Below are 13,539 nucleotides of genomic sequence, written 5' to 3'. Positions count from 1 at the left end.
GCATCGGCAAGTGATGCCGCATCGGCAAGTGATGCCTCCGCCCGCTGACCGCCGCAGCTTTGCAATTTCGGTTACTGCCCAGGCGGCCGACATTGATGAGCTCGGCCATGTCAACAATGCCGTCTATGTGCGCTGGATTCAGGACGTTGCCACCGCGCACTGGGCGGCGGTGGCCGAGCCCGCGCACCGCGATGCCTATATCTGGGTCGTTACCCGCCATGAAATTGATTATCGGCGGCAAAGCGTGGCTGGCGACACACTCACGCTGACCACGTGGGTGGGGGAACCCAAGGGCGCGCGCTTTGATCGATATGTCGAAATCATCGGTGCCGACGGGGCGCTGCGCGTCAATGCCGTCACCACCTGGGCGATCATCGAACGCGCCAGCGGCCGGCCAGCGCGGGTGCGCGCCGAGATTGCGGCGCCGTTCATGCTGCCTTGAGCAGGGTGACCAAATGCGCCAACGCCACCAGCGCCGTGGCCACGCCCACAAAGCTGAGGCCATTCCACGGAATATGCGCATGCCACGCCAGTGGTGCCCGCGCTCGCAATACGCCGCCCACGCCGCCCAGCACGGCGGCAGCCAGCCCGATGGCCAGCGCTATCCAGGTGGTTTGTACATCCATGATCGGGCTTTTGGCAGGCCGTTCAGCCTTGGGCAATCATCCGCCTTGCAGGGCGCATTGCACGGGTTTACCCACGTTGCAGCTTTCTAGGGGACGAATCATGATCCGCACTATCGCGTTTGCCACCGCACTTGCCGTTGCCGCCGTTTCCGTTCCAGCCATCGCTGCTGGGCCATTTGATGCAGCCATCGCCGGCCCCTGGCGCAGCGCCGCCAACAAGGCGCGTGATGCGCATCGCCATCCGGCGCAGACGCTGGAATTCTTCGGGATCAAGCCCGGTCAGACCGTGGTGGAAATCTCGCCGAGCGGCGGCTGGTACACCGAAATCATTGCGCCGGCGATGAAGGGCACCGGCACCTATGTCGCGGCGCTGGGCAACCCGCTGGCTTCGATGGCTGCGGCCAAAAGCGTCGAGAATTACAAGGCGAAATTCGCCGACAAGGCAATTTACGGCGATATCGCCATCGGCGTGATGGGCAAGGGCGTGGCCGATATCGTGCCAGCCGGCAGCGCCGATGCCGTGCTCACCTTCCGCAACGTGCACAATTGGCACATGTCCGATTTTGATCAGGACGCCTTCATGCTGTTTTTCAAGGCATTGAAGCCGGGCGGCACGCTGGGCGTGGTTGAACACCGCCTGCCGGAAGGCCGGCCGGATGCCGCCATGAAAACCAGCGGCTACATGAAGGTGTCTTACGTGAAGGCGCTGGCCGCCAAGGCCGGCTTCAAGCTGGTTGCCGAATCAAATGTGAACGCCAATCCCAAGGACAGCAGCGACTATCCCAAGGGCGTGTGGACGCTGCCGCCCAACTATGCCGAAGGCGAAACCGACAAGGCAAAATATGCCGCCATCGGCGAATCCGACCGGATGACGCTGAAGTTCATGAAGCCAAAGGCTTAATCCACCGCCATCGGGGTGCGGCGGATCAGGGAAACCGCCGCACCCCGATTGCCGATTTTGCAATATCGTCCAGCCCCTGATCAATCCGCGCGATCACATCGGCCAACGGCTCGGCCACCACCGCCATCCAATGGGCATTGGCGTGGCAGAGCATGTCACCGGCCAGCAGAAGCCCGACATGGCCGGGGAAAAACACCAGATCACCGGCAGCGCGGGCGGCAAATTCAACTGGCGCGCCCTGTTCACGCTGCAAATCCGTGTCCCGGCGCAGCGCGATGCCTTCGGCAGCCAGCGTTGCCTGCACAAATCCCGAACAATCGGCCCCATCGGGCGTGCGGCCGCCCCACACATACGGCGCGCCCATGAACAACGCCGCCGCTGCAAACCGCGTCGCCGGCGCAGCTTCAACATGGCGGCGGTGCACAAACCCGCCGCCCGCCAGCGCCACCATGGTGCCAGCAGCCTGGCCGGCAAATTGCGCGCCAAACGGCAGTTCCGCCAGCACAGCGGCCTTGATGCTGGCATCGGCAAACACCGGTGCGCGCCGCACCGTGATGCGGTGGGTGGACGCGGTTTCGGATGGCAATGCCAGCGCATCAAACGGTGCCCAGCCGATATAATTGTCATGGCCGCAGCGCCCGAGCGCGAAGCCATGCTTCACATCCACGATGGCGAATATCTCACCGAGCAGCAGCTCGCTCACCGCCTCCGCCTCCGCTGCCGGCGCGCTGCGCAACATCACGCGCGGCGCGGTGCACACCAATAGGCGCGGATCGACAAAGCGCACGGCAGCAATATCCCCGGCCAGCGCCAGTTCGACATGCTCTGGCCCGGCAAACCATTCGCGCGGTTCACGGCGCTGTGCAGCGCCCTGCAGCATCCAGCTCATGCATACCGCCCGCGCAGCAGCGCCCAGATGGCACGCAGGCCCAGCGCTTCGCCGCCCTTGGGCCGGCCGGGCTTGCTGGCCGGCGTCCAGGCGAAGGTATCGAGGTGCAGCCACGCCATGCCCGGCGGCACAAAGGCTTCGAGGAACAGCGCCGCGGTGATCGCACCGGCAAAACCGCCGTCGGCGCTGTTGACCATATCGGCGACATCGGATTTCAGCATGTCGGCATAGGGCGCCCACAGCGGCAGCCGCCACAGCGGATCGCCCGCCGCCATGCCCGCCGCCATCGCTTCGCTGGCCAACGCATCGTCATTGGCAAACAGCGCCGGCAGCTGCGGCCCGAGCGCCACCCGCGCTGCGCCAGTAAGAGTAGCGAAATCGATCATCAATTCCGGTTTCTGCTCGGCCGCCAGCGCAATGGCATCGCACAGCACCAGCCGGCCTTCGGCATCGGTATTGGTGATTTCAATGCTTTTGCCGGCGCGGGTGGCGATCACGTCGCCGGGGCGCATGGCATTGCCGGCGATGGCGTTCTCGGCCGCCGGAATCACCAGATGCAGGCGCACCGGCAGACGGGCCTGCATCACCATGCGGGCCAGCGCCAGCGCATGGGCCGCGCCGCCCATATCCTTTTTCATGGCGGCCATGCCGCTGGTCGGCTTGATGTTGAGGCCGCCGCTATCGAAGGTGATGCCCTTGCCGATGATCGCCAGCCGCGGGTGATCCGGATTGCCCCAATTCGCTTCGATCAGGCGCGGCGTGGCGGCGGCGGCGCGGCCCACGGCATGCAGCGCCGGAAAGCCCTGTTCCAGCAGCGCCTCCCCGGCCACGACGCGCACATCGGCATTGTACGGCCGCAGCGTGTCGATCACGACCTGCGCCAGATCGGCCGGCGTGAGATCGCAGGCCGGCGTGTTGACCAGATCGCGCACCAGCGCCGTGGCCTGCGCCGCCATCACCGCCGGCGCAATCGCTGCCAAGCTGCTGGTGGCCAGCACGCGCAGCCCCTCTGGCGCGGCGCGGCGGTAGCGGGTGAAGCGGTGCTGCGCCAGGCACCAGCCCAGCCCGGCCTGCCCCAGTTCGCCCGCCAGCCCATAACGGCCGGCCGGCAATTTCTGCGCCGCCGCTGCGAGCGCCCATGGCCCCAGTGGCCCGGGTGGCACACCGGCCAGCGCCAGCCAATCGGATGGGCCATCGCCCGCAATCATCGCAGCCGTGCCGGGCGCGCCCGCAAAGCCCTGCGCTGCCACACCGGTGCGCACACGCTCGCCCTGCCCGGCCAGCCACGCCGCCAGCCCATCGGCGGCAATCGGCAGCAACGAAATCGCCGGCTGGCCATCGGCCGCCACCAGCAGCGCGGCCAGATCAATCATGCCGGCACGCCGAACAGATCAGTTTCGTCCGCATCCTCGATAAGCACCGGGATGATGTCCCCCACTGCCACGCCGCTGCAATCGCGCAGATGCACCATGCCATCGATTTCCGGCGCGTCATATTTGCTGCGCCCCGATGCGCCGCCGTCCTGGTCGACCTCGTCGATCAACACATCCAGCGTAAGGCCAATCTTCTCGGCGAGGCGACGCCGCGAGATCTCGCTTTGCACCGCCATGAAGCGATGCCAGCGTTCTTCCTTGACCGCTTCGGGCACCGCCATGGGCAGATCATTGGCCTGCGCGCCGGCCACGGCTTCATATTTGAAGCAGCCGGCCCGGTCGATCTGGGCCTGTTCCAGCCATTCGAGCAGATACTCAAAATCCGCCTCGGTTTCGCCGGGAAAGCCGACGATGAAGGTAGAGCGGATGGCAAGATCAGGCACCAGCGCCCGCCATTTCTTGATGCGTTCCAGCACCTTGGCTTCGTTGGCCGGGCGCTTCATCGCTTTGAGCACCGCTGGCGCTGCATGCTGGAACGGAATGTCCAGATACGGCAGCACCAGGCCTTCGGCCATCAGCGGGATCAGATCATCGACATGCGGATAGGGATAAACATAATGCAGCCGCACCCAAGCGCCCAGGCCGCCGAGCTCACGCGCCAGATCGGTGATGTGCGCGCGGCGCTCGGTACCGCCCAGCGAAGACACAGCGTGGCGCAGATCAACCCCGTAAGCCGATGTGTCCTGGCTGATCACCAGCAATTCCCTGGCACCAACCCCGACCAGCGCAGCGGCCTCGCGCATGATCGCAGCTGGCGGCCGGCTGGCGAGACGGCCGCGCAGTGACGGGATGATGCAGAAAGCGCAGGTGTGATTGCAGCCTTCGGAAATTTTCACATAGGCATAATGGCGCGGTGTCAGCTTCAGGCCGGCATCGGGCACCAGATCAATGTAGGCTGATTTCACCGGCGGCGCGGCGGCATGCACGGCGCTGACCACCTGATCATATTGCTGCGGGCCGGTCACCGCCAGCACGGCCGGAAAGCGGGCGCGGATGGCATCAGCCTCGACGCCCATGCACCCGGTCACGATCACCCGGCCATTTTCGGCGATGGCCTCGCCAATGGCTTCCAGGCTTTCGGCCTTGGCCGAATCCAGAAAGCCGCAGGTGTTGACGATCACCACATCGGCGCCGGCATAATCGCCCGACAGCGCATAGCCATCGGCGCGCAGCTGGGTGAGGATGCGTTCGGAATCGACCAGCGCCTTGGGGCAGCCCAGCGATACCATGCCAATCCGGGGAGCAACCGGGGGAGCAGTGATCTGGTTCATGGCCGCGCCGTGCATTGGAATCCGCCGCGATGCAAGTGGCTCATGCCGTCAGCGCCCGCCGATCAACGTGGCCGGATCAACCGCCGTACGGCCGCGCCGCAATTCGAAATGCAATTGCGGTTCGGCCACCGCCCCGGTCTGCCCGGCGCGCGCAATGACTTCGCCAGCCTTGACGCGGGTGCCGCGCGCCACCAGCAGCGCATCATTGTGGCCATAGGCCGAAACCCAGCCGCCGGCATGCTTGACCAGCAGCAGATTGCCAAAGCCCGGGATGGCATCGCCGGCATAAGCCACCACCCCGTCACCCGCCGCGCGCACCGCTTCGCCGATGCTGGCCTTCAGATTGATCCCGTCATTGAAACGGCCGCCGGCTTTAGGGCCAAAGCCCGAGACGACCCGGCCCGGCAAGGGCCAGCGAAAGGCTGGCGCCGCGCCGGTGATGGCAGGCAGCGGTGTTGGCGCTTCATCGCCGGCAGCTGGCGCCGGGCGTCTTGACGGCGGCGGCACCTTGGCGGCAGCGGGTTGGCCGCCGGTCACCACATCATCGATGGTGATGGCAAAGGCGCGCGCCCGCGCTTCGATATCTGCCGCCTGCGGCGGCCTGGCGGGCAACCGATCGGCGTTGGGCAGCGCGGGCAGCCGCAGGCGCTGGTTCAATCGCAGCACATAAGGCTCTTTCAGCCCGTTCAGGCTGACCATGTCGCGCCATGACGCGCCATAGGCCTGCGCAATGGCAATGCCGGTTTCGCCGGGGCCAACCGTGTGAAATCGCCCCTGCGGCGTGACGACGGCATTGGGCACCACCCGCCGCGCCACCCAATCGGTGCGCCGCGCGGAAACGGGTTTGGCAGCGGCGGCACGCGGCGGGGCTGCACTGCGCGGCACCGCACGGGCGGCCGGCGGCGGTGCCAATGGCGGCACCCGCGAACAGGCCGGCAGCACAAGCAGCAGCAGCCACAGCAAGGCCGGGGCGCCGCCTGCCCGCATCAGCGTTCCGCCAGATCAGCCAATGCGGTCTTCAGCCGGCTGATCGACTGATAATGCGTCATGTCCAGATGCAGCGGCGTTACGGAGATGCAGGCTTCGTGCATGGCCTTCAGATCGGTTTCATGGCCCGGCGCCGGCTTTTCCTTGCCGAAACCATGCCAGTAATAGGGAAATCCGCGCGGATCGGTGCGTTTGATCAAGTGGATGTTGCCGTAATCGCGAAAGCCCTGCTCGGTCACGCGCACGCCCTTCACATCTTCGGCCAGCACCGGCGGGAAATTGATGTTGATCAGCATGCCATCCGGCCATTCACCCGCGATGATGCGGCTGATGATGGCCGCGCCGTGGCTGCCGGCGCAGGAAAAATCCTCCATGCCGGCGGTGTAATCCATCATCACCTGCGACAGGGCGATCGAGCGGATGCCGGCCAGGCATCCTTCCATCGCGGCTGAAACCGTGCCGCTGTAGGTGACATCCTCGGCCAGATTGCCGCCGCGATTGACGCCTGACAGGATCAGATCGGGCTTGTGATCTTCCAGCACGGCGCCGAGCGCCAGCATCACGCAATCGGTGGGCGTGCCGCGCACGGCAAAGCGGCGCGGGCTGATTTCGCGCAGCCGCACCGGCTGTGACAGCGTCAGGCTATGGCCAGCGCCGGACTGTTCTTCGGCCGGCGCCACCACCCAGACATCATCAGACAATTGCGCTGCAATCGCTTCGAGCGTGACCAGGCCGGGGGCAGTGATGCCATCATCATTGGTAACCAGAATGCGCATGTCAGGGCTCCAGCCGGGTGATGCCGGCCATGTAGGGCAGCAAGACCGCCGGAATGATGACACTGCCATCGGCTTGCTGATAATTTTCGATCACTGCCACCAGCGTACGGCCAACCGCGAGGCCGGAGCCATTCAGGGTGTTCACCGGCCCGCGCGTGCCCTTGTCGCCCGCCGCTTTCCAGCGGGCGTTCATGCGCCGGCCCTGAAACTCGCCGCAATCGGAGACGGAGGAAATCTCGCGGTAGCTGTTCTGGCCGGGCAGCCACACTTCCAGATCATAGGTCTTGCGCGCCGAAAAGCCCATGTCGCCGGCACACAGCAACATCCGGCGATAGGGCAGCTCCAGCGCCTGCAAAATGGCTTCGGCGCTGGCCAGCATATGGTCATGCTCAGCCTCGGCCTGATCGGGCGTGCAGATCGTCACCAGTTCGCATTTTTCGAACTGATGCTGGCGGATCAGGCCGCGCGTGTCGCGCCCGGCGCTGCCGGCCTCGCTGCGAAAACACGGCGTCAGCGCGGTCATGCGGATCGGCAGATCGGCGGCATCGACAATCTGGCCGGCAACCAGATTGGTCAGGCTCATTTCGGCGGTGGGGATCAGATAACGGCCATCGGTGGTCTTGAAGAGATCCTCTTCAAATTTGGGCAATTGGCCGGTGCCATAGGCCGCTTCGGCCTTGACCAGATAGGGCGTCGCCACTTCGGTATAGCCGCGCACCCCGGTCTGCACGTCGATCATATACTGGCCCAGCGCGCGCTGCAGCCGCGCCAACGGTCCCCGCAGCACCGCAAAGCGCGCACCCGCCACCCGCGCCGCCGCTTCGGGATCATAGCCCAGCCTGGCCGCCACGATATCATGCTCCAGCGGCGAAAAATCGAAATTGCGCAGCGTGCCCCACCGCAGCACCTCGGCATTGCCATGCTCGTCCACGCCGTCCGGCACCTCGGCAGCTGGCGCGTTGGGCAGGCTGTTCAGGCCGGCATCGGCAGCAGCGGTGGCAATGCGCGCCGTGTCTTCCATTGCAGCGATCTGTTCCTTCAAAGCCGCCACTTCGGCCTTGATCGCATCGCTGCGGGCAGCATCCTTGGCGGCCATCGCCGCGCCGATTTCCTTGGATGCCGCATTGCGGCGCGCCAGTGCCTCTTGCAGCGCCGTTTCGGCACTGCGCCGCGCCGCATCCGCCGCCAGCAGCGCACTGGCAGCATCGGTCACCCCGCGCCGGGCCAGGGCCGCCGCAAAACCGTCCGGATCGGCGCGAAGCTGCTTGATATCGTGCATGGCCAGCCTTTGCCCTGCCAAGGCGCAGCCCGCAAGCCAGTGCATTGGGCTTTCGCTGGCGCGCAGCTTTCGCCTATGGTCACGGCGTGATCGTCACTTGCCCCAATTGCGGTGCCAAATATCGGCTGGAGGTTGGCGTGGTCATGCGCCGGCCCAAGCTGAAATGCGCCGATTGCGGCCAGCGCTGGGTGCCGGGCGAAGACATCGACGAGGATGAAGCCGTCGCCGCCGTGCAGGAGGAAGTGCGCGCAGCGCGCAACCCGCTACCACCACCGCCTTCAGAGCCGGCAGCGGACCAGCACGCCGAACCGGATTCGGATACCGGTGCGCTCGATTCGCAGCCGACGCCGTGGGGAAAATGGCTGCTCGCCATCGTGATAGGCGCGGCATTTGCCACCGCATCGGCCGGGCTGTGGGTAGGCCGCATCGCACCCGAAGCCTTGCCCGGCATCGGGCCGCTGCTGGCGCAAGCCTCCCCGCCGCAGCCCCGGCTGGATGTTGCCGTAACCGCCCGGATTTCGCGCCTGCCCGGCGGCGGCGCGCTGCTGGAAGTGACCGGCCGCATCAGCAATCCGGGCCGCGCTGCGGCAGAAGTGCCGGCGTTGGAGGTGCGGCTGCTGAATGAAGGCGCGGCGGTTGAATGGGTGATCCCGCCGCCCGCAGCCATGATCGCGCCGGGGCAGCAGATCGGCTTTGCCAGCAGCAGCACCGATGTGCCGGCCGGACCGATCACCGTGCAAGTGCGATTGGCCCGCGGCGGACGACAAGGCGGCTGACACGAAGGCTGTCGCAAGAGCCTCCGGCGGGCAGGGCTGAGCCCTGCACCACTGCAGTTTTCGCTCGGTCCCAGCCTCCCAAACCGAGCACCAAACCAACAATAGGGTGCAGGGGTTACCCCTGCCCGCCGGAGGCTCCTTGCCGCTGTCTGCCGCTCAATGGCGCTCTAGAGCAGGGCTGAGTCCGTGGGCAGGCCGAGCAGGATACGGCCGGCCAGTTCCAGCGTTGGCGGGGCGACCATGACATGCTGGGTGGCGACATGGGCGTCGCGGAAGCGCCGGTTCAGCGGATGGCTGGCATAGACTGAGGTGCCGCCGGCCAGCTCGTGCATCTTCGCCGCCACGCGCGCGGACACCATGGTGAGCCGTGTCGCCGCGAGCCGCAACCGGGCGCGGGCCATCAGATCGAGCGCGTCGCCGGCCACGACACGGTCCCACGCTGCCGCGATTTCGGCCATCACCAGCGCGCGCGCTGCATCGAGATCGGCCTGCGCGACGGCAAAATCGGCCTGCACGACGCTGCGTTCGGCCAGCATGCGGCTGCTGCCCTGGGCTTTCTTGGCGGTGGCCAGCGCCTGCAGATCGGCCAGCGCGCCCTGGGCATTGCCGCTGGCCACCGCCGCGATGCCCAGCGCCAGCAAGGCAAAGGGCGCAAAGCGGTAGACGGCGCCGGTTTCGCGCGGCGTATCGGTGATGAACGACACGCTGCGGCTCTGCGGCACCCGCGCCGCGCTGGCCGCCAGATCACCCGACCCGCTGCCGCGCATGCCCAGCGCATCCCAGGTATCGATCAACGCCACATCGGCGCGGCGCATCACCATCATGCGGTGATCGGGTGCGCCGCTGGGCAGGCGCCGCATGTCAGCGCCGTCCATGATGACCGCGCCGCCGAGCAGCCAACTGCAATTGGCGCTGCCTGAGCCCCAGGGCCAGCGGCCGGACACTAGATAATCATCGCCGTCCACCAGCGCGCGGCCCATCGGCGCAAACACACCGCCGGTGATGACGCAGGGATCGGCCCAGATTTCGCGGGCATGATCTTCGGGCAGCCAGGCCGAAATCAGCGCCGTGGTGCCGCCGATCATCACGCACCAGCCGGTGGCGGCATCAGCGCGGCCCAATTGCTCCAGCGCGGCAAACAAGGTCGCCACATCCACCTCGCCGCCGCCCAGCGATTTGGGCACCAGCATGCGAAACAGGCCGGCCTGCGCCAATTCGGCTGCGAGATCGGCAGGCAAGCGGCGCTGCGCCTCGGTATCGGCAGCGCGGGCCGATATGGCTTCGAGCAATCCAGTTGGCAGAACGCCCATCACAGCTTCCACAGGCTGGCGAGATTGTTTTTCTGCATGTCGGATGATCCGCCGACAATCGGCATGCCGAGCAGATCGCGGACGTGCCGTTCCATGTCGAACGCGTCGGACAAGGCATAGGAACCGATCACCTGCTGACAGGCCAGCGCGATTTCCACCCCAACATCGGCCACAAACAGCTTGGCCATGCTGGTTTCGGCGCTGCATGGCCGGCCCTCGTTGGCCAGCCAGGCGGCGTGATAGAGCATGTGGCGGGCGGCCTGCAGCTTGGTGCGCGCCACCACCAATTTGTGGCGCACGGCCTGATGCTGGCTGATCGCCTTACCGAATTGCACGCGTTGCTGGGCATAATCCCACGCCTCATCCAGCGCGGCGCGGGCAATGCCGAAGGCGACGGCGGTGATTTCCAGCTTCTCCACGTCGAGCGCGCGCCCGGCGAGCAGTTTCCAGCCCTGGTTCCACATCGCCGGCCCGCCGACGATATTGGCCGCCGGCACCCGCACGCCATCGAAATACACATCCTGGCTGGCGGTGTAGCGCAGGTTCGAATGGTGGATATCCTGCATGCGCACGCCCGGCGCGTTGGTGGGGATCAGCACGAACGACAGGTTGCGATAGCGCTCCTCGGCCGGCCCGGAGCGGACCAGCGCGTAAATATAATCGCTCCAGTCCGCGCCGGTGCACCAGCGCTTGGCCCCGTCGATCACCACCTCATCGCCTTCAAGCCGTGCGCGGGTGGTGACGCTGGCCAGATCGCCGCCCACATCAGGCTCGGACAAGCCATAGGCAAAGAACAGCTCGCCGCGCGCCAAGGCAGGCAGGAATTGCGCCTTTTGTTCGGCGCTGCCATTTTCCGACAGGTTCATGCCGCCATAAAAGGCCGTATGGATATACGGCCCGGCCAGACATGGGCCTACGGTGGCCAATTCCTCGATCACCGCGATGGCGGCAACCAGATCCTGGCCGGCGCCGCCAAAGGCCTCGGGCACTGTCAGCGCGGTCAGGCCCAGCTTGTTCAGTTCGGCATAAACGTCGCGCGGCCAGCGGTGATCGCGGTCCCACTGGATGCGGGCTTCGCGCGGCGCATGGGCGGCGACAAATCGTCGGATGGTGTCGCGCAATTGCCCGATATGCTCAGGCTCATCGGTGAAGGTCACGGGCGGCAGCGGGGGCGCCATGCTCAATCTCCGGTCAGGATCGGCGGCCGGCGCTCGCGAAAGGCGCGCACCGCCTCGGCGCGGTCGGCCGCGAGGTTGGACAGGGTTTCATAGGGGATGGATGCGTCCATCAATTGCTGCGCCAGCACGCGCAGCGGCTGATTGGCCACCACCTTTGACCAGCGCACCGCATATTTGGGATTGGCCATCAGCTTGGCGACCAGCTCGGTCACCTTGGCATCCAGATCGGCGGTGGGCACGGCATAGTTGATCAGCCCCATCGCCTCGGCGCGCGGCGCCTTGATCAGATCGCCGGTCATCAGAAATTCCTTGGCGCGGGCATAGCCGATCAATTGCGGCCAGATCACCGCGCCGCCATCGCCAGCGACCAGCCCAACCTTGACATGCGGATCGCCGATCACCGCATTTTCATCGGCAACAATGATGTCGCACAGCAGCGCGATGGTCGCGCCCAGCCCGGCCGCAGCACCGTTCATGCGGCAGATCACCGGCTTTTCGATTTCCAGCAGCGTGGTCACGATGCGCTTGGCATCCCAGCCGATATCGCGAAACTGGTTGGGGTGCGCGATTTGCTCTTCAAACCAGTCAAAATCTCCGCCCGCACAAAAGGCCCGGCCCGCCCCAGTCAGCACGATGATGTCGCTATCAGGATCGCGCTGCAAATCGGTGAACACCCGCGCCAGTTCATGGTGCATCGCTTCATCGACGCCATTCACCGGATTGTTGCCGGTGATCGTCGCCGTCAGCACGCGCGCATGGCCGAATTGCCCGCGCGTGAAGGTGAAACGGCTATAGTCCTGCAGCATCGCCGCCTCTCCCCGAATGATCAGCTACAACGTGGCGCACGCCGGGCGCGGGGTCAAACTGGCCAATCAGGGAAGGCGCAGCGCCGCCTTCACCTTGGCCCAACCGACCAGCTTGAAATTTTGCGTGGGCACGTTCTCGCCGTCTTGCGCCACCATCAGCCCGCCGCCAAAGCCCGCGCCGAAATCGCCGGTCATCACGGCAATGCCGTCGGTTTCCTGCGTGCTGCCAAATGTGCCGGCCGCAATGCGGAACCGCCCCACAAAGCGATCATCCGCCAGCCGATAGACAGCATAAGCGTTGTCGCCCTGGCTGGATGCGACCAGCCAGCCGCCATTGCCGGCACCATCTGCGGCAATTGCCAGCCCTTCGACATCGGCAACCAGCCGCTTGCCATCAACGCCGGCCAGCTTGACCGGGCGCACCGGCCCCGATGCGCGCGCATCCCAGCGCCAGATGCCGACATCTTCTTCGGCCACATAAAGCCGCGCCGTGCGCGGATCGACGACGCAGCCTTCAGACTGGGTTGCCAGCTTCATGGTGCGCACGGTGCGCCCCGTTGCTGAAGCAGTGTCCAGTTCGATCTGGCGGATGGTGCCATCCTTCATGACGATGAAGGCGGTAATCGCGCTGCCAGTGGGCGTGGCCCAAAGGCACATGCCATAGGCCTCGCCCGCGCCCGCCGGCACGCGGCCGATCGGGATCAGCCGCGCCGCCTGCGTGTCCAGCCGGAACAGCGCGATATGGGCGTTGGCTTCGTCGCTGCGATCGCTGGCGGCCACGATCACGCCCTGCGGCGTGTCCACCAGATCGACATTGTTGACGCGGCCGGCATCGATGAAATGCCGCACCTTGCCAGCAAGATCATAGACATACAGGCCGGCCTTCTTGTCCGTCCCCACGATCAGGCTGGCGGCCGGATTGGCCGCATTGCGCCAGATCGCCGGATCATCGGCAGCATCGTCGCTGGTCTTTACGGCGGTGGTTTCGGCGTCCGCCGTCACGCTGGCAGTGCGGACGGCGGGCACCGCCGCAGGCTCGGCACACGCCGCGACCAGCACGGGCAACAGGGCCAGCAGGCAAACGGAACGCATCGTCATCATTTGGCGGTGATGAAGATCGGATTGGCATAAAACCACAGATCGCTCCACGGGTCTTCGCCCTTGGGATCGCCGGCCGGTTCCAGTTCGGCGGTGCTGGTGCCGCGCACGCGCAGATAGATCGGCCCGCTCAGCTTGGGAATGCGGTGGGTCATCGTCAGCATTTCGCCGTCCCGCTGCCAATCGGCGGCCGTGAAGCGCCGGACAAC

Annotated in this window: 14 protein-coding genes and 1 pseudogene; 3 read left to right on the top strand and 12 right to left on the bottom strand. The window is 66.0% G+C overall.

Going from position 1 to position 13,539, the window contains the following annotated elements; translation table 11 throughout:
- Positions 1–31: 31 nt before the first annotated feature.
- Complete coding sequence (locus tag ABWP50_RS10360; RefSeq protein WP_353217917.1) at positions 32–442, top strand: acyl-CoA thioesterase; 411 nt, start codon at positions 32–34, stop codon at positions 440–442.
- On the opposite strand, the gene ABWP50_RS10355 is transcribed toward ABWP50_RS10360, so the two are convergent.
- Positions 429–626: a hypothetical protein gene (locus ABWP50_RS10355; RefSeq protein ID WP_353217914.1), complete on the bottom strand. Its 198-nt coding sequence runs from the start codon at positions 624–626 to the stop codon at positions 429–431. The genes ABWP50_RS10360 and ABWP50_RS10355 overlap by 14 nt on opposite strands.
- 100 nt (positions 627–726) lie before the next feature.
- Between ABWP50_RS10355 and ABWP50_RS10350 the strand changes: the two genes are divergently transcribed.
- The gene (locus ABWP50_RS10350) at positions 727–1,527 is read left to right on the top strand and encodes a class I SAM-dependent methyltransferase (protein ID WP_353217913.1); all 801 of its coding nucleotides are present in this window, start codon (positions 727–729) and stop codon (positions 1,525–1,527) included.
- Positions 1,528–1,552: 25 nt separating this feature from the next.
- Here the strand turns inward: ABWP50_RS10350 and ABWP50_RS10345 are convergent, their stop codons facing one another.
- From ABWP50_RS10345 to serS, 6 genes are read right to left on the bottom strand one after another with little or no spacing between them, the layout of a single operon-like run.
- Entirely contained in the window at positions 1,553–2,416 is an 864-nt protein-coding gene (locus ABWP50_RS10345; protein ID WP_353217912.1) for a C40 family peptidase, read from the bottom strand.
- Positions 2,413–3,789: a leucyl aminopeptidase family protein gene (locus ABWP50_RS10340; protein ID WP_353217911.1), complete on the bottom strand. Its 1,377-nt coding sequence runs from the start codon at positions 3,787–3,789 to the stop codon at positions 2,413–2,415. Before ABWP50_RS10340 ends, ABWP50_RS10345 begins: the two co-directional genes overlap by 4 nt.
- Positions 3,786–5,120 (bottom strand): 30S ribosomal protein S12 methylthiotransferase RimO, encoded by a 1,335-nt coding sequence (rimO, locus tag ABWP50_RS10335; protein ID WP_353217910.1) that lies wholly within the window; start codon positions 5,118–5,120, stop codon positions 3,786–3,788. Before rimO ends, ABWP50_RS10340 begins: the two co-directional genes overlap by 4 nt.
- A gap of 48 nt (positions 5,121–5,168) precedes the next feature.
- Positions 5,169–6,107 carry a peptidoglycan DD-metalloendopeptidase family protein gene (locus ABWP50_RS10330; protein WP_353217909.1) on the bottom strand — a complete coding sequence of 313 codons (939 nt, stop codon included), beginning with the start codon at positions 6,105–6,107 and terminating at the stop codon, positions 5,169–5,171.
- Positions 6,107–6,883 carry a 5'/3'-nucleotidase SurE gene (gene surE / locus ABWP50_RS10325; RefSeq protein WP_353217908.1) on the bottom strand — a complete coding sequence of 259 codons (777 nt, stop codon included), beginning with the start codon at positions 6,881–6,883 and terminating at the stop codon, positions 6,107–6,109. The genes ABWP50_RS10330 and surE overlap by 1 nt, the downstream gene beginning before the upstream one ends.
- Position 6,884: 1 nt before the next feature.
- Positions 6,885–8,162 (bottom strand): serine--tRNA ligase, encoded by a 1,278-nt coding sequence (gene serS / locus ABWP50_RS10320; RefSeq protein WP_353217907.1) that lies wholly within the window; start codon positions 8,160–8,162, stop codon positions 6,885–6,887.
- 44 nt (positions 8,163–8,206) lie between these two features.
- Between serS and ABWP50_RS10315 the strand changes: the two genes are divergently transcribed.
- A complete protein-coding gene (locus ABWP50_RS10315) occupies positions 8,207–8,938 on the top strand; it encodes a zinc ribbon domain-containing protein (RefSeq protein WP_353217906.1) in 732 nt (243 codons plus the stop codon).
- Between the two features lie 167 nt (positions 8,939–9,105).
- Here the strand turns inward: ABWP50_RS10315 and ABWP50_RS10310 are convergent, their stop codons facing one another.
- The 5 genes and pseudogenes from ABWP50_RS10310 to ABWP50_RS10290 all read right to left on the bottom strand — a co-directional run.
- The gene (locus ABWP50_RS10310) at positions 9,106–10,248 is read right to left on the bottom strand and encodes an acyl-CoA dehydrogenase family protein (protein ID WP_353217905.1); all 1,143 of its coding nucleotides are present in this window, start codon (positions 10,246–10,248) and stop codon (positions 9,106–9,108) included.
- Positions 10,248–11,426 (bottom strand): acyl-CoA dehydrogenase family protein, encoded by a 1,179-nt coding sequence (locus ABWP50_RS10305; protein ID WP_353217904.1) that lies wholly within the window; start codon positions 11,424–11,426, stop codon positions 10,248–10,250. Before ABWP50_RS10305 ends, ABWP50_RS10310 begins: the two co-directional genes overlap by 1 nt.
- Positions 11,427–11,428: 2 nt before the next feature.
- Positions 11,429–12,232, bottom strand: a complete 804-nt coding sequence (locus ABWP50_RS10300; RefSeq protein WP_353217903.1) for an enoyl-CoA hydratase/isomerase family protein — start codon at positions 12,230–12,232, stop codon at positions 11,429–11,431.
- Positions 12,233–12,298: 66 nt separating this feature from the next.
- Positions 12,299–13,324: a phytase gene (locus ABWP50_RS10295; RefSeq protein ID WP_502951033.1), complete on the bottom strand. Its 1,026-nt coding sequence runs from the start codon at positions 13,322–13,324 to the stop codon at positions 12,299–12,301.
- A 5-nt stretch (positions 13,325–13,329) separates the two neighbouring features.
- Positions 13,330–13,539, bottom strand: a pseudogene (locus ABWP50_RS10290) (phosphoesterase); the annotation flags it as partial.

The sequence above is a fragment of the Sandarakinorhabdus sp. genome (assembly GCF_040398645.1).
Lineage (GTDB): Bacteria > Pseudomonadota > Alphaproteobacteria > Sphingomonadales > Sphingomonadaceae > Sandarakinorhabdus.
Note: the sequence above shows the minus strand (reverse complement) of the source record. Positions and strands in the feature narration are given on the sequence as shown.